At 39.5% G+C, this 20,721-nt stretch carries 13 protein-coding genes; 11 read left to right on the top strand and 2 right to left on the bottom strand.

The window, feature by feature from the left end:
- Positions 1-1,635 carry a malate synthase A gene (aceB, locus tag ACOVQ4_RS08620; RefSeq protein ID WP_421820246.1) on the bottom strand — a complete coding sequence of 545 codons (1,635 nt, stop codon included), beginning with the start codon at positions 1,633-1,635 and terminating at the stop codon, positions 1-3.
- 348 nt (positions 1,636-1,983) lie between these two features.
- Here aceB and ACOVQ4_RS08625 point away from each other — a divergent pair, with 348 nt between their 5' ends.
- The 11 genes from ACOVQ4_RS08625 to acs all read left to right on the top strand — a co-directional run bounded on the left by ACOVQ4_RS08625 (position 1,984) and on the right by acs (position 17,013).
- Complete coding sequence (locus ACOVQ4_RS08625) at positions 1,984-3,474, top strand: helix-turn-helix domain-containing protein (RefSeq protein WP_421820247.1); 1,491 nt, start codon at positions 1,984-1,986, stop codon at positions 3,472-3,474.
- Positions 3,475-3,940: 466 nt separating this feature from the next.
- Positions 3,941-4,360, top strand: coding sequence for a transposase (locus ACOVQ4_RS08630; protein ID WP_421820248.1), 420 nt, complete (start codon positions 3,941-3,943; stop codon positions 4,358-4,360).
- Positions 4,361-4,653: 293 nt separating this feature from the next.
- Positions 4,654-6,129, top strand: coding sequence for a hypothetical protein (locus tag ACOVQ4_RS08635; RefSeq protein WP_421820249.1), 1,476 nt, complete (start codon positions 4,654-4,656; stop codon positions 6,127-6,129).
- A 121-nt stretch (positions 6,130-6,250) separates the two neighbouring features.
- Positions 6,251-7,813 (top strand): MFS transporter, encoded by a 1,563-nt coding sequence (locus ACOVQ4_RS08640; RefSeq protein WP_421820250.1) that lies wholly within the window; start codon positions 6,251-6,253, stop codon positions 7,811-7,813.
- Between the two features lie 182 nt (positions 7,814-7,995).
- On the top strand, positions 7,996-8,223 hold the full coding sequence (locus tag ACOVQ4_RS08645; RefSeq protein ID WP_421820251.1) for a DUF6814 family protein: 228 nt from the start codon (positions 7,996-7,998) through the stop codon (positions 8,221-8,223).
- 508 nt (positions 8,224-8,731) lie between these two features.
- Positions 8,732-8,995 (top strand): hypothetical protein, encoded by a 264-nt coding sequence (locus tag ACOVQ4_RS08650; RefSeq protein WP_421820252.1) that lies wholly within the window; start codon positions 8,732-8,734, stop codon positions 8,993-8,995.
- Entirely contained in the window at positions 8,988-11,696 is a 2,709-nt protein-coding gene (locus ACOVQ4_RS08655) for an ATP-binding protein (protein WP_421820253.1), read from the top strand. The genes ACOVQ4_RS08650 and ACOVQ4_RS08655 overlap by 8 nt, the downstream gene beginning before the upstream one ends.
- 163 nt (positions 11,697-11,859) lie before the next feature.
- A complete protein-coding gene (locus ACOVQ4_RS08660; RefSeq protein WP_095160918.1) occupies positions 11,860-12,246 on the top strand; it encodes a response regulator transcription factor in 387 nt (128 codons plus the stop codon).
- A gap of 208 nt (positions 12,247-12,454) precedes the next feature.
- Positions 12,455-14,365, top strand: a complete 1,911-nt coding sequence (locus tag ACOVQ4_RS08665; protein ID WP_421820254.1) for a propionyl-CoA synthetase — start codon at positions 12,455-12,457, stop codon at positions 14,363-14,365.
- Between the two features lie 21 nt (positions 14,366-14,386).
- On the top strand, positions 14,387-14,518 hold the full coding sequence (locus ACOVQ4_RS08670; protein WP_255494267.1) for a hypothetical protein: 132 nt from the start codon (positions 14,387-14,389) through the stop codon (positions 14,516-14,518).
- Positions 14,519-15,117: 599 nt separating this feature from the next.
- On the top strand, positions 15,118-17,013 hold the full coding sequence (acs, locus tag ACOVQ4_RS08675; RefSeq protein ID WP_421820255.1) for an acetate--CoA ligase: 1,896 nt from the start codon (positions 15,118-15,120) through the stop codon (positions 17,011-17,013).
- A 187-nt stretch (positions 17,014-17,200) separates the two neighbouring features.
- Here the strand turns inward: acs and ACOVQ4_RS08680 are convergent, their stop codons facing one another.
- Entirely contained in the window at positions 17,201-20,680 is a 3,480-nt protein-coding gene (locus tag ACOVQ4_RS08680) for an amidohydrolase family protein (protein WP_421820256.1), read from the bottom strand.
- Positions 20,681-20,721 lie beyond the last annotated feature (41 nt).

Raw genomic sequence — 20,721 nt, forward strand, 5'->3', positions numbered from 1 at the left:
TCAAAACTCATCACTCTGAATCGCTTCCTCTTGACTGAGAAGTACTTCGTAGGCATCGGTTGTTAGGAAATAGTCGAATCCTTCTTGTGTTACGAGCTTGTCAAACAGTTGAATTGCTTCTATAAATTTGCCAGCATCATATTTTTCAATTCCTACTAAATGCTTGATTTTCTGTACTTCATCGCTGAGCAAATACTTGTAATAGTCCGTATCGATTAATTGTCCTTGGTCGGTTTTGGCACCATGATGAAGCCATTGCCATACCTGAGCTCTGGAGATTTCGGCTGTGGCTGCATCTTCCATAAGGTTATGGATCGCTGCTGCTCCTACCCCTCTCAACCATGATTCGATATACAAAATACCTACTTGGATATTCATTCTGATACCAGCTTCGGTAATGGCGGTATTCGGAATCGTAAAGTTGATTAGCTCGGCACCTGTAATGACTTCATTTTCAAGCATTACCTGTTTTTGGTTAGGATTTTCGCCCAAAGCTTTATTAAATGGTACTAATGCCACCGCTACCAAATCGGGATGAGCTACCCATGTGCCATCAAAGCCCGTACTTGCTTCTAGTTCTTTATCGGCATTCACTCGCTCAAAAGCCATTTTATTCACAGCTTCATCCTTACGGTTAGGTATAAACGCAGACATACCTCCGATAGCATGAGCTTTGCGTTTATGACAAGTTTGCACTAATAATTTTGCATAAGCTCGCATAAACGGCACGGCCATCGTTACCTGAACGCGATCTGGAAGAAGGCGGTCGGCATATTGATGAAATTTCTTGATACAACTAAAGATATAATCCCAACGACCTGCATTGAGTGCCGCAATATGGTTGCGAAGTTCGTACAGGATTTCATCCATCTCAAAGGCTGCCATGATGGTTTCAATCAAAACCGTCACTTTGGTCGTACCTTGCGGAACCTCTAAAGTATCTTGTACCGCTACAAATAGGTCATTCCAAAGACGAGCCTCTAGGTGACTTTCCATTTTTGGTAAATAGAAATATGGTCCACTTCCGCGCTTGATTAATTCCCAAGCATTATGAAAGAAATACAAACCAAAGTCAAAAATCGAAGCCGAAGCTGGCTCTCCGTCGATTAGCACGTGTTTTTCTTCCATGTGCCAGCCACGAGGACGCACTTTCAAAACCGCCACTTCAGGATTTAGCGCATAAAATTTACCATTGTCGGCCGTAAAGTCTATTTGTTTACGAATAGCATCACGCAAATTAATTTGCCCTTCAATCACATTGCTCCAAGAAGGCGTGTTGGCATCTTCAAAATCAGCCATAAAGACTTTTGCCCCAGAATTGAGCGCATTGATTACCATACGACGATCAACAGGTCCTGTGATTTCGACACGACGGTCTTGTAAGTCTTGCGGAATTGGGGCAACGCTCCAATCAGCCTGACGAATCTCCGCAGTTTCTGGCAAAAAGTCTGGCAAAATACCTTGATTGATTTGTTCTTGGCGCAGAACACGATTATTGAGCAAAGCCAAGCGCTGACGATTGAACATTCTTTGCAAATCGCGCACAAAGGTCAATGCCTCTTTGGTCAGAATAGTCTCAAACTGCGGTGATACTTCTCCCAATATCTCCACTCCTTGAATTGAATGCTGATTCATATCTTACTGGTGGTTTTGTTTTGTTATTTTCAGAGCTAAAGGCTTTGAGCAAACGTATCTGAGAAACACTGTTTACTCCGAGCACCATTTGGTTTTTATCCTTCTCTTTTTGCTGCATTGGTTTGGCCTCTTAGGCATTACATCAATAGAGAATCTTATGTTTATTTTTTCGTGAAATTTCGCTAAAACTTTTCTTTATATCTGATGAAAAAGAAATAACTTATTGCTGAACTTCGAAACAAAGTTAAAAATGCGAAATTTAAAAAACAAGCGAAATTTCGCTAAATTTTAATATTTCGTTATTTTCTTTAAAAATTTATACGTAATTTTGGAAAAACAATAAAAGATATGAGTGCAAACAGCGATAAAGTAAAAATAATTTTCGGACTGAAAATCAGACAGTTACGACTAGATAAAAAGCTCTCACTGAGCGAAGTTGCCGAAAAATCGGGCTTATCTATCTCCTATTTGAACGAGATAGAAAAAGGGAAAAAATATCCTAAAACCGAAAAAATCATGGCGCTATCAGATGCTTTAAATATAGATTATGATTCTTTGGTATCGTTAAAATTGAGTAAACAGCTCGAACCTATCGCCGAATTACTCAATTCGAATATCCTTACAGAGCTACCTTTAGAGATTTTTGGGGTCGAACCGGCCGACTTTATTGAGCTAATGTCGGAAGCGCCAGCCAAAATTTCGGCCTTTATTAGTACGATTATCGAAATTAGTCGCAACTACGATATGCGCGTAGAGCAGTTTTACTTTTCGGTATTGCGGTCGTACCAAGAAATGTATGATAATTATTTCCCAGATATTGAAGAATCGGCACAGCAGTTTCGTAAGCTATTCGAAATTTCGGAAATCACTTCACCCAACGATACTTTGTTATCTGACATCCTTCAAAATTTTTATGGGTATCAAATAGAAGAGTTCACCCGTGAAAGTCATCCCGACTTGATGACAATTCGCTCAGTATATAATCCTAAAAATTCAAAATTATTAGTTAATGGTGATTTAAGCCCAGAACAACGAGCCTTTACCTTTGGACGTGAGTTAGGATACCAATTTTTGCAGCTCAAAAATCGCCCTTATATTTCTTCGGTTATAGAAGTCAATTCTTTTGAACAAGTTCTCAACAACTTCAAGGCATCCTATTTTGCAGGCGCGGTACTCATCAACAAAAATGTATTGGTCGATCGCTTGACGTATTTCTTTGCGAGTCCAAAATGGAACGGCGATATGATGTTAAGCATTATGCGTTTGTTCAATGCAACTCCCGAAATGTTCTATCATCGCCTTTCAAATTTGATGACTAGCCATTTCAAAATCAATAATCTATTCTTCTTGCGTTTCAACAACGAGGTAGACCATGAGTTGTTTTATTTGACCAAGGAAATGCACTTGGCAAAACTACATACCCCACATGGCACGGCACTCAACGAGCATTATTGTCGCCGCTGGGTATCCTTGACCATTTTGAAAGATTTAGAAAAAATCCAAAAGGAAGAAGGTTACGACTCAGAAAAAGTATTGTGCAAAGCGCAAGTATCCGAATATATCGACACCAACAACCATTATTTTGTGATGTCTTTGGCGAAGCCTTCGCCTCCAAACAAAAAAATGAACAGTAGCGTAACACTCGGTTTTGCGATTGACGATAATTTGAGAAGTATGGCGCAATTTCTAAACGACCCAGCTTTACCTAGGCGCAAAGTCAACGAAACCTGCGAACGATGCGGCGCTGTTGATTGTGCCGAAAGGATGAAGCCTCCTATTGTTTTGGACAAGAAATACACGCTCGAACGCCTCAAGCAAGCCATAGCTGCCTTGGATTAACATAGTTGCTGTAATTAGAGATGTCCGCAAAAATAAGTTTGTGCTTTGATTGAGACAATTATGGCTTTTTGTATGATTTTTTTCGTCAAAAAACATGAAATTTCAGACTATTTTGTCTTTGTTCTAAAAGGTTTTTACCCAAACAAGTTGCAGAATATTAGAATATTGAGTTTTGATTTGAGCAAAATCAGGAAATTTACACTTCCTACCTATCTTTCATTGACATATTTATTTTATATCACTGGAAAATAATTAGAATCCATTTTTTCTTCGTTTTGTACAACGTTTTACACCAACCTTTGTACAAAACAAATAATATTTCGATAATTTTATATTTTTAGAATAATATTTTGACAAAAACCCCTATTCCGTAAGATTTCAGTATAAAAAATAAGTATCCAAAAACTTTTATATTGTTGCTCAAATGATATATATTTGCTAACCGTAATATATCACAAAAAAATCTATGAAAAACCCAAATTGCCCAAAATGTGACTCATCATTAGTCACCAAAAGCGGAGTTATCAAGGATAAGCAACGCTTTAAGTGTAAAACCTGTAATTATAACTTTACCGTAGAGAAGCTTGGTAAAGGTATTTCTCAGTACTATGTCATCAAAGCACTTCAGCTCTATATTGAAGGTGTTACTTACCGCGAAATTGAGCGACTATTAGGTGTTTCTCACGTTTCTGTGATGAACTGGGTAAAGAAATATCAGATAAAAGTACCCAAAGGAAATGAGTACCATCCTACTTATAAAATACTGAACCACAAAGAATTAGCAGAATTCTATGCCAATAGAGACAATCTTAAAGGCGCAGGGATGATTGTTACAGAGCTTGGTGATAAATTCATGCTCATCAAATGGGAAAGGTTAAAACACTAGGCTAAGGCGATGGGTTTTTCATGATATATTTATAACTAAAAACTCCACCTAATTACCAATTTTATCATTTTTCGAAGAATAACTGATAGTCAAAACTATACAAAAATTGCAAAACTATACCACTGCTATTGCTGGTATAGTTTTTTTTATGAGGTTTGTATCATAAACCAGTGCAAAAAAAGCACAGAATATTACAACAAAACAAAACCATAGAACTGTTTTAGTTCTTTTTGAAAAATGCCTCTATAAGGCAATTTATAACAAAACAAGACCACAAAAACCATTCTTCGATTATGAAAAAATTTTTATTATCGGTGTTAGGCACAGCTATTTGCACGTCTAGCATTGTCGCTCAAAGTAGTACAACCTCTGGTTCGACAACGGCATCAACGCCAGCTAAAACCGAGGCTCCTGCCGAGCAAAAAGTGACAGTGTACGGGTTTGTGAGAAATGATATTTACTATAATACAAGAAGAAATTTAGACCTGAGAGATGGGGTATTAGATGTGTATCCCTCAGATGCTACCAACCTGCCAACTCGCTCGGGAACAACACTAACACCCAATGGTAACGACGACGCAAACGCCATTCCGCAGCTCGGTTACTCAGCCATTGTAACAAGATTAGGCGTAAAATTCGGAGGAATAAGTGCTTTTGGAGCAAAAGCAAGTGGGATACTTGAAACCGACTTTTTTGGTATAACCAACGGAATCGCGGGCACATCGGGAGGCGGTACAGAAAACTTACTACGCTTGCGCCACGCTTATGTAGCGCTGGATTGGGCAAAAACTCAATTACTGGTAGGTCAATACTGGAATCCCAACTTTATACCAAAGTGCTTTCCAGGAACAGCCAACTTTAATACAGGGATTCCGTTCAACCCATTCTCGTTTATACCACAAGTTCGCTTGACACACAAGCTTTCGAACCTTGTATCATTTACTGGAGTGCTATTTGGGTATGATTTACAAGGATTTAGCCCAGCAGGTGCATTTGGCTCAGGAACAGGGGTTGACGCTTACAAATATGCTACGACACCATCATTTGCCGCGCAATTAGGTGTAGAAAACAAGAAGTTCTTAGCAAGTATCGGTTTGGAAGGTAATGCTATTCGCCCAAGAATTACAGATACACAAAACCCAAGCACAGGCGCTTGGGGAGGAACAGGAGCTCCGAATATTTCTAAAAATATTACGACCAACCTATTCACGCTCAACTTGTTGGCTTATGCAAAATATACCTCTAGTAAGCTAACAGCGAAGTTTCATACAACGTATGGACAAAGCTATACGCAGTATGTAGGCTTGGGAGGTTTGGCCGAATATCGTAATGCCACTACAGGCGAATGGAAATATGTAGCTCAAAATCAATGGAACCTTTGGGGTGAGTTGATTTCGACCAAATCAAAATCTGTACAACCAGCCGTATTTGTCGGTTACATGAAAAATCTAGGATTATCTGAGGCCATCAATAAATCTGATATCCAGAGCGGTAGCTTAGCATTTTTAGGCAGAGGTATCAGTACAACAAGAACTTTTGATAGCATGTTCAGATTGTCACCAAGAGTTGATTTTTATTCTGGCAAAATGAAGTTTTCGCTTGAATACGAACTCAGCGCAATGAATTGGGCAGATGTAGACGGCACTGTGCCAAATGCCTCAGGAACCCTGCCAAGTAACATCTCATTCAAGCCTGCAAGCGGTGACCTTGCGCGTTCGTTTACAGCTACAAACCATCGTTTACAAGCAGTAGTCGTATATAATTTCTAAAATCACTTTTACAAAAAAATTGTAAAGCAAGGCCAGAGGGGCAGAGCGCGTAGAACTAAGCCCCTCGAACTTCAACTTTACCCTAAATCAAAGTATTAACCCCGTTTAACCATTAGCAACTATGTCAGAAAAGAAATCTACCGCAGGACTAGCATCCATCATTGGAGCTTCATCGGTTGGAACCCTCATCGAATGGTATGACTTTTATATCTTCGGAAGCTTAGCCACTATTATTTCAACACAGTTTTTTCCAAAAGACAACCCTACAGCGGCATTTTTGTCAACACTTGCCACTTTTGCAGCGGGCTTCGTAGTTCGTCCTTTTGGAGCGCTTTTCTTCGGTCGTCTTGGTGACTTGATTGGTCGTAAATACACATTCATGGTAACACTTGTCTTGATGGGCGGCGCTACATTTGCCATCGGTTGTGTGCCAGGTTATGAAACTATTGGTTTCTTTGCGCCACTATTGGTATTGGTACTTCGTTTGTTACAAGGCTTGGCCTTGGGCGGCGAGTACGGTGGCGCTGCTACGTATGTTGCAGAGCACGCACCTGCCAACGAAAAAGGTTTTTGGACCTCTTGGATTCAAATTACTGCAACGGCAGGTTTGTTTATCTCATTGGCAGTGATTTTGATTACACAATCGTCATTAGGTAAAGAAAAATTTGAAGAATGGGGATGGAGAGTTCCATTTTGGGTATCTATCATCATGGTATATGTTTCTGTCTTAATTCGTAAAAATATGCACGAGTCGCCTTTGTTTGCAAAAGCTAAAGCAGAAGGTAAAACATCGGCAAATCCATTGAAAGAGTCGTTTGGTAATAAGTATAACTTCAAATATGTATTGCTTGCATTGTTTGGTGCTACGATGGGTCAAGGGGTGATTTGGTACACGGGTCAGTTCTACGCACAGACCTTCTTGTTGAAAATTTGTAATATCGATTTCCAACAAGCCAACACCCTTTTGATTATCGCCTTGATGATGGGTACGCCATTTTTTGTATTCTTTGGATGGTTATCAGACAAAATTGGTCGTAAAGGTATCATGTTGACAGGTATGTTATTGGGGGTACTTTGCTACCGTCCTATTTATGAGAAAATTTATCAGACTGCAAACATCAAGAGCAAAGAAGAAATCACGGCTAAAACAACTGAAGAAGTTAAACGAGGCTTGGTAGAAGGTACAGCCGATTCTTTGATTACTACAACAGTTACTAAAGAGTTTACTGATGGTACAAAATATAAAGAAGTGAAAAAAGTAACAGTTTTGGCTGATGCTTCAAAAGAGGCGCCAAAACCAGATGTTGTTAAAACCGTAAAATTGAACGAAGGCGATAAATGGACCATGATTTGGATGGTATTTATTCAGCTAATATTTGTGACGATGGCTTACGGACCAATTGCGGCGTTCTTAGTAGAAATGTTCCCAGTAAAAATCCGCTACACGTCTATGTCTTTACCATACCACATTGGTAACGGTGTATTTGGAGGTTTGATGCCAGCAATTGCCACTTACTTGGTATCAAAAGCAAAAGATGCAAATGATGCCGCCGAAAAAGCTGGTCAGGCAGTGGTAAACGCTCAGCCATACTTAGAGGGTTTGAAATATCCTATGTTGATTGCAGGTATTTGTTTTGTCATCGGCTTGCTTTATATCAAAGAGAAAAAAGGAGGAGTAGAGTAATAGCTGTAGGCTTTAAGCTATAGGCAAAAATGACTCTTTGGTTTTAATGCTGAATTGAGAATAGTGTGTTTTGAATATAGAATTCTGGAAGTAAAAATTTACATTCACAATTCACCACTCACAATTCAGCAATCATACTTAACAAATAACTTCTATTGAATACATTCTAAATTTTTATAAAAATGGACGGAATAAAAAAAATCTTAGGTATCGTTTGGATTGCCCTCGGTATCGCAGCTGCTTGGTTTGGCATCACGGTGTTAGGGCTTCCTAAATTGAGTTCTGGAAAGCAAGATGACCTAGTATTTGGAATTATCATCATGTTTATCCTAACACCAATCATCACGGGTGGGTTGTTAATTTTTGGGAAATATGCCCTTCAAGGCGAATTCAACGAAGAAAACGCCTAATCGCAATCAAGTCAAATTTGATTGATTATTGCAAGATATGTTTTACTCAAAGTAGTTTACTACAACAAACTACTTTGAACCAAAAATCAGTACTAAATATAGTTTTTAGGGATAGATGAGTTGAGTAATGTATGTCAATGAAGTCATTTTTGGCTCTTGGCATACATTCTTAGTTTAAGGGGATATTGCTTTCCAAAAACTCTACCAACTTAGCTAAGTAATTGTCTATTTTTTATTGAATAAGTCTTATTTCTTATTATTTTGCTTGACACTGTCAGTAATTATGTATATATACTAGAGATAGCCTCCTCCGAGGGACTTCATTGGTCTTTTTTCCTCAAAAAAACAGATTATTGGGGCGATTTGAATCGTCAAAAATGAAGATTAAGTATATTTCTGGTAAATTGGTAATGATGCAAATAGATAAAATAGACAAATTCGGTATGAAGCCGACCGCCATTGGAAAGATACCATAAAGCAACCATCATTTGCTTTCAAAATTAACCTCATGGCCACGCTCCAGCAAATCGACCATATTCCTAAAAACATGAAAGAATCAATCAAAGAGCAAAGACTTTTTATTATCAGCTGCTTGTTTTTACTGTTATACAATTTCCCGATTATTTCTATATTCAATCTGGACACTCAAATAGCAGGCATTCCAAGCCTCTTTTTATACGTCTTTGTGCTATGGTTAATCTTGATTGTAGTGATTTATCTTAATGTCAGAGAGCTAAACAAAAACCAAGACCATTCGAATCACGATGAATAGCATAATCTTAGTTTTGGCGTCCTTACTATATCTGGCATTTTTATTTGGTGTAGCGTATTGGGCCGAAAAACGTTCTGAAAAAGGCAAAAGCCTTGTAACAAACCCCTACATATATGCGCTTTCTTTGGCTATATACTGTACGGCATGGACTTTTTATGGCTCGGTGGGGCGAGCTGTAAGCTATGGTATCGAATATCTTTCGGTATATATAGGCCCTACACTCATGATGCCTCTTTGGTGGTTGGTGATTCGCAAAATCATTCGTATCTCTAAAGTATATCGAATTACTTCTATTGCTGATTTTATTTCGTCACGATATGGTAAAAATGTTACTCTTGGTATTATTGTAACCTTGGTTTCGTTAGTGGGAGTTTTGCCTTATATTGCCATTCAGCTCAAAGCGATATCAAGTAGTTTTAGAATTCTAACTCATACCGATTCTCCATCTAATAGCCATATTTTCTTGGATGACCTCACCTTTTATATCTCAATGGGCTTGGGGCTTTTTACCATTATTTTTGGTACAAGAAAAATCGATTCCACAGAACGCCACGAGGGGATGGTAGCCGCCATCGCTGCCGAATCTATCATCAAAGCGCTGGCTTTTATTGTGGTAGGGGTGTTTGTCACCTACAGTGTATTCAATGGATTTGGTGATATTTTCAATAATGCAGCTTTACATCCACAATTAAAATCTCAGTTTTTGATAGATGGCAACAAAGGGGAATATTCCTCTTGGTTTTGGCATACTGCCTTATCAATGAGTGCCATCTTATTTTTACCGAGGCAGTTTCAGGTAGCCGTAGTCGAAAATGTCAACGAAAAACATCTCAATAAGGCCATGTGGTTGTTTCCACTGTACTTGTTGATTATCAATATTTTTGTATTGCCTATTGCTTTTGGAGGAGAATTACTGTTTCCCAATCATGATGTCAATCCCGACAATTACTTATTGGCGATTCCTCTCAAATACGATGCGAAGTTCCTAGCCTTACTTACCTATATCGGAGGGTTTTCGGCCGCTACAAGTATGGTTATTGTCGAAACCATTGCCCTCAGTATCATGGTTTCTAATAGTTTAGTTATGCCGATTTTATTGGCATACCCCAAGGTTATTGGTAAATACGAAAACAATCTTAGTGGCCTAGTCAATAATATTCGAAGAGTCAGCATTTTTATCATTTTGTTATTGGCATATATCTATGCCAAAGCTATTGCTCGGTACTTCTCGTTGGTATCTATCGGGATGGTTTCGTTTGCGGCCGTTGCGCAATTTGCTCCTGCCATTATTGGTGGTATTTATTGGAAAGAAGGAAACCGTAAAGGCGCAATTACTGGACTATTATCAGGAACCTTTATCTGGTTTTATACTCTCGTACTTCCATCGCTGATTGGTGCAGGGCTGTTTCCTCACTCTATTTTGGAGGAAGGTCTTTGGGGAATCAAAGCCTTGCGCCCTTCTGCCCTATTTGGACTAGAGGGAATGGATGACATTTCACATGGCATATTCTGGAGTATGTTCTTCAATATTGGTAGTTATGTTTCCATTTCATTAATCACCAAATCTACCTCTATTGAACTCAATCAGGCAGTCACTTTTGTAGATATTTTCAGTCATTCCAAATTTACTGATAATACTACTATTTGGCGTGGTACGGCTTACCTGAATGACATCAGGACACTCCTATTCAACTTTTTTGGCGAACGGCGAACCGACAGAGTTCTTCGGCTTTTTGCCCAAAAACATAGTTTAAATTTAGAAAACAAAAAGGCTGACCCAAAGTTAGTTACTTATTCCGAAAAGCTTTTGGCGGGTGTTGTGGGCGCTGCCTCCGCTCGAATTATGGTGGCTTCTATCTCCAAAGAAGAACATATTTCGATGGACGAAGTAGTCAATATTCTTCGAGCTTCGCAAGAATTGATGGTCAATAATAAAGAGCTTCGCCGAAAATCTATCGAACTAGAAAAAGCGACTTCCGAACTCAAAGAAGCCAATGAGATTTTGAAACGTACCGACAAGCTCAAAGACGACTTTTTGTCGACAGTCGCACACGAAATACGCACTCCACTGACTTCTATCAGGGCTTTATCCGAAATCGTGTACGACAATCCAGATATGGACCAAGAAGAACGAGAGCATTTTTTAGGTACTGTCGTAAAAGAATCTGACCGCTTGAGTCGATTAATTAATCAGGTGCTAGATTTAGAAAAATATGAATCTGGCCGCCAGAAACTGATTAAGGAAAACGTAGATATTCAAGAAATTGTGAAAGATAGTATCGATGCACTTTATCAGCCAGCCAAAGAAAAAGGAATCAAAGTATTATTCATACCAGACCGTTTTGCGCCGAAATTTGAGGCAGATAGAGATAAGTTGATACAGGTGGTGGTAAACCTTATTTCTAATGCCATCAAATATTGTGAGGCAGATAGAGGCGAAATACAGATAGCAACACACTATGTAGAAGGGGCAATTTATACCAGTATCCAAGATAATGGTGTGGGGATAGCGAAAGAGTTTCAGCGACTAATTTTCGATAAATTTTTTCAAGCAGAAGATCAAACTATCAAAAAACCGAAAGGAAGCGGATTAGGATTGGCTATTTCTAAAAAAATCGTTGAACTACACCAAGGTCAAATCTGGGTAGAAAGCGAAGTAGGACATGGCTCAAAATTTACCTTTATGCTTCCAGTGATATAGGATAAAAGGGATAAAGAGAACAGGCACAAAGCGACAAAGTGGAAGAAAGCATTGGAGAACAAGAAAAACAATCATCTGTTTTTCAAGTATATATCAATCTAAAATCACTCTACCACTTTACCACTGTATGCCTTTTGACTCTTAATAAAAAAACTCATTAAAGATGAAACAGCAATTAAAAGTATTAGTAGTTGACGACGAGCCAGGCATTTTGATGTCGCTTGAATTCCTGATGAAAAAAGAGGGTTATCAGGTATTTATTGCTCGTGATGGAGAAGAAGCACTTGACATCATCGAACGTGAGATTCCATCTATTATTTTATTGGACATCATGATGCCCAATGTGGATGGCTATGAAGTTTGCCATTTTGTCAAAAGCACCCTCAAGTTGAGCCATATCAAAATTGTTTTTTTGAGTGCAAAAAACAAAGAATCTGATATGGAAAAAGGATATGCCATCGGAGCCGACCTATATGTGCCCAAGCCCTTTTCTACCCGTACTTTGGTCTCAAAAGTCAATGCTTTAGCCCTTGGTATTGCAACTAGCTAAGTTTAGCGGAGTTTTTCACTGTTATTCCGTGTAATCACTTAATTTAGTATTGTGAAAATATTCATGTTTTCTCATGGAATCAGTCAAACTGATAACCGTTCATAAACCAACGATTTCGATGAACCGTTAGGGTATTTTCAAGTAAAATCACCAACCTGACTGCTACTATTAAAATTATAACAAAACAAAAATATAAGCTTATAAATCAATGTCTTACGCAGAAAAATACCAATTCAGCATTGATAATCGTGAGGCTTTTTGGGCCGAGCAGGCTCAGCAAATCTCGTGGTTTGAAGCTCCCAATCAAACCTTGTCTGTTGATGACAAAGGTTTCTATCGCTGGTTCAAAGGTGGTAAGATGAATACGGCCTACTTGGCTCTTGACTACCACGTAGAAAACGGCAGAGGTGACCAAACTGCTATCATTTACGACTCTCCAGCTACCAAAAGTATAAAAAAGTATAGCTATAGCGAACTTACCAAAGAGGTAGCTAAATTGGCGGGTGGACTCAAAACTTTAGGCGTTCAAAAAGGAGACACTGTCGTGATTTATATGCCGATGGTTCCCGAAGCTGCCATTGCTATGCTCGCTTGTGCTCGTTTGGGTGCTGTTCACTCGGTGGTATTTGGTGGGTTTGCCCCTCATGAGTTAGCGGTACGTATCGACGATGCCAAACCAAAGGTCATGATTTCGGCCTCTTGCGGCATTGAGTTCGAAAAAGTAATTCCCTACAAGCCTCTTCTCGACGAAGCCATCGAAGCCTCTGAGCACAAACCTGCGCACTGTGTGATTCTCCAACGCCCACAGGCTCAAGCTAGCATGGTCGACATACGCGATGTGGATTATACTCAATTAGTCGAGCAGTCAGACCAAGCTCCTTGCGAAATAGTAGACGCAACAGATCCTTTATATATCCTTTATACTTCAGGAACTACAGGCAAACCCAAAGGTATTGTCCGAGACAATGGCGGTCATGCGGTAGCCATGAATTTTTCGATGCGTGCTATCTATGACGTACAACCTGGCGATGTCTATTGGGCAGCCTCGGATGTAGGTTGGGTAGTGGGACACTCATACATTGTATATGCCCCTTTGATTTATGGTTGCACAACCATTTTATTCGAAGGAAAGCCTATCAAAACGCCTGATGCGGGTACTTTTTGGCGTGTTATTGAAGAGCATAAAGTAAAATGCTTTTTTACAGCGCCAACTGCTTTTAGAGCAATCAAAAAAGAAGACCCTCACGCCGAACTAAAGGCAAAATATGATATTAGCTCTCTCAAAGCTATTTACTTGGCAGGCGAGCGCTGCGACCCTCCTACCCTTGAGTGGTTACAACAAATTACTCAATTGCCAATTCTCGACCACTGGTGGCAAACCGAAACGGGTTGGGGAATTGTAGGCAACATGGTTGGTATCGAAGCTTTTCCTGTAAAAGCTGGTTCGGCAACCAAGCCTGTCTGTGGTTTTGAGTTGAAAATCTTGAACGAAGCTGGCGAAGAACTTGGCCCTAATCAGGATGGATATGTTTGTATCAAACTCCCAATGCCTCCGGGCTGTTTGCCAACACTTTGGAATGACGACGATCGCTTCAGAACCTCTTACTTAACTACTTTTGAAGGCTATTACCTTACAGGCGATGGCGGTTTTATCGACCAAGATGGCTATGTCTTTATTATGGGTCGTATCGACGATGTAATCAATGTGGCAGGTCACCGTCTTTCGACTGGTGCTATGGAAGAAATCATTGCCTCACACCCAGCAGTCGCCGAATGCGCCGTGGTGGGTATCGCCGACGAGCTACGTGGACAGCGTCCTGTAGGTTTTGCTGTGCTGAAAGATGGACAAGATATTGACGAAAATACGCTTGAGCAACAAAGTATCGCTTTGATTCGTGAGCAAATAGGTGCTGTAGCTTTTTACAGAAATACCATTTTAGTAAAACGTCTACCTAAAACTCGTTCAGGAAAAATTCTCCGCAAAATTATCCGTCAAATTGCTGATGGCGAAAGCTTCAATGTGCCGTCGACAATCGACGACCCCGCTATTTTACATGAAATCACCCAACGTTTGCAAGAGCGCAACATTGGCTTAGCATATACAGAAAAACAAGTTTAAAACACTAAAACCCATTGTAACATGAACACAGAAACTGAAAAAAAACCGAACTGGATTTTAAGAATCATTATCGCCGCAGCTATCATTGGCGCCGCTATTTGGTTGGTAAACGTTATGTCGACTAGCGAAATCGAAATTGGTGGAGGACACTAGGAAGTGTTGAGTTTTGACTGAGGAGTTTTGAGAATTTTATTTCGGAGGGTGTAGCAAAAAGCAGATATATCTACAAAACATTTCTTAAAAAACTTTCATCAAACCAAATTTCTCGACATTTTAAGACTGGCAAAGCACTTGTGGCTTTGCCAGTCTTGTTTTATAGGATTTATCTATTTTATACATACAAAGAAATACCATTTTAACTATAATCAAGTCACTTGACAATCGGCAATATTTTCTATATCATTTTTTCTTACCAAACACTTGTCACACTTTAACTCAAAACTATTTTTTATTTTTTTACTTCAATAAAAAATACAATTTTCTTCAAAAACTCTTCGAAAAATGCAACATCCATTTTTCAACTTGTATTATATTACTAGTATATAATATTTTAGCAATAAAATATATATTAAATTAGCATAAAACATTTTCAAGAGTTAGTATAAAGAAAAAAACATCTTGTATTTTTACAGTATAAAATTTAACAATTCGTACCTTCTATTCAGACCTGTCAATTAGACTATGAAAAAAATAGCTTTACTAAAAAGTTATTTTTAAAAAAGATACGAGCAGGCCAAAAACATAATCACACAATGGACTTAAGAATAAAATCATTCGAAGACTATCAAGAAAAGTATCAGTATAGTGTTGAAGACCCAGAAAGCTTTTGGGGTGAAATTGCTCAGAACTTCTATTGGAGAAAACCTTGGAAAAAGACCTTAGAATGGAATTTTACCGATCCAAAGGTGACTTGGTTTAAAGGTGGAAAGTTAAATATTACCGAAAACTGTCTTGACCGCCATTTGGCAACAAGAGGTAATCAGCCTGCGATTATTTGGGAATCAAATAGCCCAGATGAGCCTTCTCAAACAATTACTTATAAGGTATTACATGAGCAAGTTTGTCGCTTTGCAAATGTATTGAAAAGAAATGGCGCCAAAAAAGGCGACCGTATCTGTATATATATGCCAATGATTCCAGAATTGGCGATTGCAGTATTGGCTTGTGCTCGTATTGGTGCGATTCACTCGGTGGTATTTGGTGGTTTTTCTGCGCAATCTATCGCCGACCGTATCAACGATGCTCAATGTAATATCGTAGTAACAACCGATGGCGCTTTCCGTGGCAACAAAGAGATTCCATTGAAAGCTACCGTAGACGATGCCTTGATTCAATGTCCAAGTGTTGAGCGCGTGATTGTTTCGACTCGTACTCGCACGCCTGTATTTATGCTCAAAGGTCGTGACTGCTGGTGGGAAGACGAAGTAAAATTGGTTTCGGCCGACTGTCCAGCTGAAGAAATGGACTCGGAAGATATGCTGTTTATCCTATATACTTCTGGGTCGACTGGCAAGCCAAAAGGAGTAGTTCACACAGTAGGAGGCTATATGGTATATTCATCGTATACCTTTGCCAATGTTTTTCAGTATGAAGAAGGTCAAACGCACTTCTGTACAGCTGACATTGGTTGGATTACTGGTCACTCTTACATTGTGTATGGGCCATTGGCTTGTGGGGCTACAACCTTAATGTTTGAAGGTATTCCAACGTATCCAGATGCGGGTCGTTTCTGGGATATTGTTGAAAAGCATAAAGTAAATATTCTCTACACAGCACCAACAGCGATTCGTTCGTTGATGTCATTTGGTGACCAATTTGTAGAAGGAAAAGACCTAAGCTCGTTAAAAGTATTAGGTTCAGTAGGTGAGCCAATCAACGAAGAAGCTTGGAACTGGTACAACGAAAAAATTGGTAAAGGGCTTTGTCCAATCGTGGATACATGGTGGCAAACAGAAACGGGTGGTATTTTGATTTCTCCAATAGCCAATATTACGAAAACCAAACCAGCTTACGCTACTTTACCATTGCCAGGTGTACAGCCAATTTTGGTAGATGAAAATGGCAACGAAATCGAAGGAAATGGCGTTTCGGGTAATTTGTGTATTAAATTCCCTTGGCCATCCATCATTCGTACCACTTATGGCGACCATGAGCGTTGTCGTCAAACGTATTTCTCAACTTACAAAAACTTGTATTTCACAGGCGACGGTTGTATGAGAGATGAAGATGGTTATTATCGCATTACAGGTCGTGTAGATGACGTGATCAACGTATCTGGACACCGTATTGGTACTGCCGAGGTAGAAAATGCCATCAACATGCACTTGGGTGTGGTTGAATCTGCGGTAGTGGGTTATCCTCACGATATCAAAGGACAAGGTATCTATGCGTATGTTATTTGCGAAAAACACGTTGGCGATACAGATTTAACACGCAAAGACATTTTGGCAACGGTAACACGCATTATCGGACCAATTGCCAAACCAGATAAAATCCAGTTTGTATCAGGCTTACCAAAAACACGTTCTGGCAAAATCATGCGTCGTATTCTTCGCAAAGTAGCCGAAGGTGATACGGGCAACTTAGGCGATACTTCAACCTTGCTCGACCCATCGGTAGTTGATGAAATCAAAGCTGGTGCGTTGTAGGAGAATATTTAGTGAATGAGTAATTGAGTGATTATTTTCATTCAGAATTTTAATATCAAAAAAGCGGTCGAAAATAGTTTTCGACCGCTTTTTTGATATTGAATCTGTTTGAGAGACATAGAGTAATAATCACTCATTCACTCAATCTAAACTCACTCAATTTGGAACGTCTCAGACGCAACTGCATCTACTCGTCAATATTCGTAGTCTTAGCAGGTTTTTCAAATTCCCATTCGCTGCGAATGAGCTTATTGTTGCTTGGATAAGTCTCGTTTAGCGTATTGGCATCGTACACACGTCCGTTTTTAACGACCATTTTAATGCTATTCGAATTGCGAATATTTTCTAAAGGATTTTTATCCAAAATCAACAAATCGGCTAATTTCCCTTTTTCGATACTTCCTAAATCCTTATCCAAACCTAAGGCTGTAGCACCCAGAATAGTTGCAACTTTCAAGGCATCATGCGTTTTCATGCCTCCACTTTGCATCGACCATAGTTCCCAGTGATAACCCAAACCTTGGAACTCTCCATGACTACCAATACCAGCCAAAGAACCATTTTCTACCATTGATTTCATAGATTTGGCGTGTTTTTGGAAAACGTGTTCTTCTGGTAAAAACCAACCACTCACACGTCTAGTTTTCTCTGCTAATTCTTCATACGGCATGAAGTATTGCATCTTTTTGTCATGATAAGGGTCTTCTGTTTCGAAGTAATAAATTTCAGCAAATGGACCACCATAGGATACTAATAGCGTCGGAGTTACCGCCATTTTTGAATATGATATAGATTTTACTAAATCATTGTACAATGGATATACGGGAATGGTATGTTCATGTCCAGGGTATCCGTCTAACATATTCGTAATGTTCAATTTGAGATTCAAACCACCTTCGGTCGTTGGCATCAATTGCTGTTCTTTCGCTGCCTTAATAATCCACTGACGAGTCTGGCGATTACCTGTCAAATACATTTTGATGTATTTGGTATTAAAATACTTGCTGTATTGTTTAAGGGCATTGCTTGCACCTGTAGAATCTTTGATATTATAGGACCAAAAACCAACCCCAGGACCTGTTGAATACACACGTGGGCCAACCATTTTACCAGCTTCTACCATATCGCTATAAGTCAATACGTCGGTAGTAGCAGTTTGGGGGTCGCGGGTTGTTGTTACACCGTAGGCGAGGTTAGCAGCATAAATCCAAACCTGATTTTTTTGGATACCCCACTGTGGCCACATGTGCGAGTGAGTATCTACAAAACCTGGAATAATCGTTTTTCCACTCACATCTACAACTTTGGCACCTGATGCCTTAAGCGTCCCGCTTTTTCCTACAGCTTTGATTCGATTGTTTTCTATCAATACATCACCGTTTGAAATTACCTCCTCTCCTTTCATGGTGATGATACGACCACCTCTCAACAAGATGGCAGATTGAGGAATATCTTTTTCGTAATATACCTTTATCTCTGTTTCTAAAGGTTTGTAAGTATCGTCAGCTTTTTTGACTGGAGCTTTAGCAACTTTTGGTTTAGCATCAGTCTTGATTTTTACCGTATCTGTTTTTGCTTTACTAATTGAGTCAGCCTTAGCTTTTTCTTGTGCTTTCTTCGCTGATTTTACACTATCTTCAAACGCTACAGATTTATCAAAATCATATTCAAAATGAAAACGCCCTAATGCCCAACGGATTTTCTTAGAATCGCTTGACCAAGACGGAAACTCTCCACCTAAATCAGTCAATTTTTTGGCTGGAAATTGCGCTGAAGAAGCATCTGCTACAGAAATAGAAACAGTTTTACCAGTTTGAGGAATCGTCATCGAATAAATATCATTGTTAATCTGCGCCAAAGCTTTTTCACCATCAGGGGACATTAATACTCTGGATGCGTTTGATGCACGATTCACTTCCATTGCCGAAGCTGTACGTTCTGAAAGCATACAGTTATGCGCAAAATCTTCTCCCTCGATGCTCATTCCGTAAGTAGTAATACCCGAAACTTTCGCATGAGTTTTTTCGTCTGTACCATCCCATTTGATAGATACTACGCTTCCTTCGCCTCCGCTGAGATAGATTCTGTCCGTTTGTTTTTTTACAAAATGAGGATATTCTCGTCCTTTAGCTTGGTCGATGACGGTTATTTCTCCTCCTTTGGTATCAATCCAACATAATTCATCTTCAGAACCATTGGCCACAGGACCTACAGATTCTTTGTAAGCACGCATTTTACTACGAATAAATACGATTTTATCATCCTTCGGAGCGTATGCTGGTTGACTGTAAAGGGCTGGTACAGAAGTGATTTTCTGTAGATTGCTTCCGTCTGCTTGAACTTTGTACAAACTTCCTCCTTGGGCAGTCCATGTTACAAAAGTGATTTGACTTCCATCGTTTGACCAAGTTGGTTGAGCTTCTGTAAACTCAAAATTAGTTAAACGCTTTGGCGTACCTTTGGGATAATCAGCCACATACAATCTGTTTAGTACTGTAAAAGCGATTTTCTTACCATCTGGCGAACTCACTACGTCTCTAATTTGGGTTGCCAATGTACGAGTAGTATCACTAATAGGATATTTAAACTCTAATCTTGGTCCCATTTCGATATCCATATCTACTGTAAATGGAATCGGCGTTGGAGCACCTCCATTCAAGGCTATTTTGTAGATTTTCCCACCATAAGAAGCAATAACAGCTTGATTATCTGGCGTAAAAGTCATTGCGGGTAAAACTCCCATCGTGGCGATTGACTCTTGGTCGTCACGTTGTACAGGATACGCTAACCATTTTTCATCACCCGAAATGAGGTTACGAAGTACCAAACCTGTTTTATCCTCAAAACGAGAACCATACACTAGCCATTTGCCATCACCCGAAATCGTTGGAGTAAATGCCGAACCATAGCGTGAGGTAATCGTAGTGCGTTTGCCATTGTCACGGTCATACATCCCAATTTGGTATTGTGGAAACATGGCATTGTAATTCCAAGCACCATTGCGTTGCGAGAAATAGATATATCGTCCATCAGGACTCACGGCAGGGTCGATGGTTTTTAAGGTAGCAGGTTGATCGATTAACTGCACACCGCCTCCCCCATCTTTATGTACCATCCATAGTTGGACATTCATACTACCTTTGGCAAATACAATATAATTGCCGTCTGGCGTCCAATCTGCTGCTTCGTAGTTTTGGTCACGATCTTTGGTTACTTGAACGGTATCTTTTTTCTCAAAATCAATCATCCAAATGTTATCCGAACCACTTCTATCAGAGATAAACAAAAGTTTTTTCCCATCAGGACTATAGCGTGGATGAGTATCAAAAGCCAAACCTTTGGTAATATTTTGGGCTTTTCCACCAGTAGCAGGAATCGAATACAAGTCGCCCATGTGGTCAAATACCAGATTTTTTCCATCTGGACTTATATCCAATGACATCCAAGTACCTTCGTCGGTTTGGTATTTGAATTTTCGAGAAGCTTTTAGCGGTAAATCTTTATAAAGAACATACTTGGTCGTGTCTTTTTTGACACTGTCGCCCGTATCCTTGGTTAAAGATAGACGCTGTTGCCTTTCGGTCATGCCGACCGCCGCAAAGGCACTCAATCCAAGAGCAAGGGCAAGGTTTTTTAGTTTAGTTTGATTGATAAAGGTAGGATTCATGATGAAATCACAAGTTAAAGTGAATGGAGATGAGATTTAGA

This window comes from Flectobacillus sp. (genome assembly GCF_049240685.1).
Taxonomy (GTDB): domain Bacteria; phylum Bacteroidota; class Bacteroidia; order Cytophagales; family Spirosomataceae; genus Flectobacillus.

Excerpts from the sequence above, each read along its gene's own strand:
- aceB (WP_421820246.1), bottom strand. The coding sequence starts at position 1,635 with ATGAATCAGCATTCAATTCAAGGAGTGGAGATATTGGGAGAAGTATCA.
- ACOVQ4_RS08625 (WP_421820247.1), top strand. The coding sequence starts at position 1,984 with ATGAGTGCAAACAGCGATAAAGTAAAAATAATTTTCGGACTGAAAATC.
- ACOVQ4_RS08630 (WP_421820248.1), top strand. The coding sequence starts at position 3,941 with ATGAAAAACCCAAATTGCCCAAAATGTGACTCATCATTAGTCACCAAA.
- ACOVQ4_RS08635 (WP_421820249.1), top strand. The coding sequence starts at position 4,654 with ATGAAAAAATTTTTATTATCGGTGTTAGGCACAGCTATTTGCACGTCT.
- ACOVQ4_RS08640 (WP_421820250.1), top strand. The coding sequence starts at position 6,251 with ATGTCAGAAAAGAAATCTACCGCAGGACTAGCATCCATCATTGGAGCT.
- ACOVQ4_RS08645 (WP_421820251.1), top strand. The coding sequence starts at position 7,996 with ATGGACGGAATAAAAAAAATCTTAGGTATCGTTTGGATTGCCCTCGGT.
- ACOVQ4_RS08650 (WP_421820252.1), top strand. The coding sequence starts at position 8,732 with ATGGCCACGCTCCAGCAAATCGACCATATTCCTAAAAACATGAAAGAA.
- ACOVQ4_RS08655 (WP_421820253.1), top strand. The coding sequence starts at position 8,988 with ATGAATAGCATAATCTTAGTTTTGGCGTCCTTACTATATCTGGCATTT.
- ACOVQ4_RS08660 (WP_095160918.1), top strand. The coding sequence starts at position 11,860 with ATGAAACAGCAATTAAAAGTATTAGTAGTTGACGACGAGCCAGGCATT.
- ACOVQ4_RS08665 (WP_421820254.1), top strand. The coding sequence starts at position 12,455 with ATGTCTTACGCAGAAAAATACCAATTCAGCATTGATAATCGTGAGGCT.
- ACOVQ4_RS08670 (WP_255494267.1), top strand. The coding sequence starts at position 14,387 with ATGAACACAGAAACTGAAAAAAAACCGAACTGGATTTTAAGAATCATT.
- acs (WP_421820255.1), top strand. The coding sequence starts at position 15,118 with ATGGACTTAAGAATAAAATCATTCGAAGACTATCAAGAAAAGTATCAG.
- ACOVQ4_RS08680 (WP_421820256.1), bottom strand. The coding sequence starts at position 20,680 with ATGAATCCTACCTTTATCAATCAAACTAAACTAAAAAACCTTGCCCTT.